The following is a 1,894-nucleotide window of genomic DNA, read 5'->3' as shown; positions in this document are numbered from 1 at the left end:
GAACAGGAGGTACCAGAGGGAGGACTTCCGGCACCAGTTGATGAACTGGTCGGCGCTGCCCACCATCACGTGCGCCTCGGGGCCCAAGGACCCCGGGCCGACGGCGGGAGCCGGAACGCCTTGCGCGGGATCGTGGCTCATCGGCTTTCCCTCGGAGCGGGGGGTTCCTGGACGGTCCGCACCCAGTCGAGGTCCCCCTCCTTCCACAGGTAGGCCAGGCCCGCGAGCAGGATGACGATGAAGATGAACGCCTCCACGAACGCGAGGAGGCCCAGGCGCCGGAAGATCACGGCCCAGGGGTAGAGAAGGGCCACTTCCACGTCGAAAATGATGAAGATCAGGGCGACCACGTAGAAGCGGATGTTGAACTGCACCCACGAGGAGCCGAACGGGACCTCGCCGCACTCGTACGTGGACAGCTTGACCGGCGTGGGGTTGCGCGGCCGGAGCAGGCGCGAGATCCCCAGCATGAGGGCGACGGTCACCGCGCCGAGCAGGATGAACACCAGGACCGTTGCATAATCCGCGAGCATGCGAAGCACACCGCCTGAATGTTTTATCAAAGCAGAACCCCTCTACACCGCGACAGAGGGGCGGGAAAATCGCCTCATTTCGGGGATGCGATTGTATACAAACGACACTATACAATACTGGACGACCGGCCCAAGTCAACCGAAATATCACCCGCCACCATCCCGCTTCGGGAAGAGGGGGGCACCCGGCAGGCCGATCGATTCCCCGTTGAAGATATAATGGTAGCACACATGGAACCCGGCAGACGGACAGGCGCTCCCGAACTGCTCGCGCCCGCGGGCTCCCTCGCCGCGGTGGACGCGGTTCTGTCCGCCGGGGCCGACGCCGTCTACGTCGGCTGCCGGGGGTGGAGCCGCGACGGGGAGCGCGCGTCGCTTTCCCCCGGGCAGGTCCGGGAGGCCGCCGCGATCTGCCGGGAGAGGGGAGCCAGGCTGCACACGGCGCTGAACACGATTCCGGGCGCAGCGGAAATCCCTTCCTTTTTGGCTGCCGTGAAAGGCTTTCCGGAAGACGGCGTCTTCGCGGTGATCCTGTCCGACCCCGGAGTGATCTCCCTCGTGCGGCGGGAGGCGCCGTCCCTGCGGATCACGGCCTCCGTGGGCGTCTCCACGCTCAACCCCCCCGAGGCGAGGTTCTACCGGGAGGTCGGGGCGGACGCGGTCGTCCTGCCGACCGCCCTGGGGCCGGAGGAGATCCCTGCCATCAAGACGGAAAGCGGACTGCTGGTGGAGGTTTTCGTGCACTGCCGGCCGGAGATCCTCCTCCAAGGGAAGTGCGCGCTGCCCGGCTACGCGCGGGAGGGGGCGACCCCCCCGGAGCGACCGCGGATGGCGGGAACGGGGACCCCCTCTTCCGCCAAGCGGTCCGGGAGGTGCCATCTCGTGTGCCGGGCGATTCCCCTCGTTCGGGACCTCCACTCCATCGAGGATACGCTCGCGCCCTGGGTCGCCGCGGGCGTCGACGTGTTCAAGGTGCAAGGCAGGGAGCTTTCGCCCGCCCGCCTGTTCGACCTGGTTGCGAGGGTCCGCGGCAAGCTCGACGCGGCAATCGCGGCTGGGGGAGGACACTCCTGACGGGCGGGGACACTCCCCTCCCGCATCCCGGAGATGCATCAGAAATTTCTCCGATGAATAACCGCCATGATTGAGGCTCCGCAGCCTCGGAGGGGGGCTCCGTTCGTGGCTCGGCGTGCGTTGCACCCACACGCCTGCGCTTAACCTCACTGCGCCCCTCCTCCTTCGGCTTGCTGCGCCGCTGACCGCATTTCCGGGACCGGGGACCCGGGGCGATGCGGGGGGTTCCGCAGAGCGGCCTGTGGAGCGAGGAAGAACTTGCGTCGAGCGGAACCGGCAGCGAGCGG

2 protein-coding genes are annotated in these 1,894 nt (G+C 67.5%); one reads left to right on the top strand and one right to left on the bottom strand.

Features of this window, described 5'->3' with window-relative positions; genetic code table 11:
- Positions 1–137 precede the first annotated feature (137 nt).
- Positions 138–533 carry an NADH-quinone oxidoreductase subunit A gene (ndhC, locus tag VJ307_05040; GenBank protein ID HJX73504.1) on the bottom strand — a complete coding sequence of 132 codons (396 nt, stop codon included), beginning with the start codon at positions 531–533 and terminating at the stop codon, positions 138–140.
- 219 nt (positions 534–752) lie between these two features.
- Between ndhC and VJ307_05035 the strand changes: the two genes are divergently transcribed.
- The gene (locus VJ307_05035) at positions 753–1,607 is read left to right on the top strand and encodes a peptidase U32 family protein (GenBank protein ID HJX73503.1); all 855 of its coding nucleotides are present in this window, start codon (positions 753–755) and stop codon (positions 1,605–1,607) included.
- The last annotated feature ends 287 nt before the right edge of the window (positions 1,608–1,894 follow it).

It is taken from the genome of Candidatus Deferrimicrobiaceae bacterium (assembly GCA_035256765.1).
GTDB lineage: Bacteria > Desulfobacterota > Deferrimicrobia > Deferrimicrobiales > Deferrimicrobiaceae > CSP1-8.
Note: the sequence above shows the minus strand (reverse complement) of the source record. Positions and strands in the feature narration are given on the sequence as shown.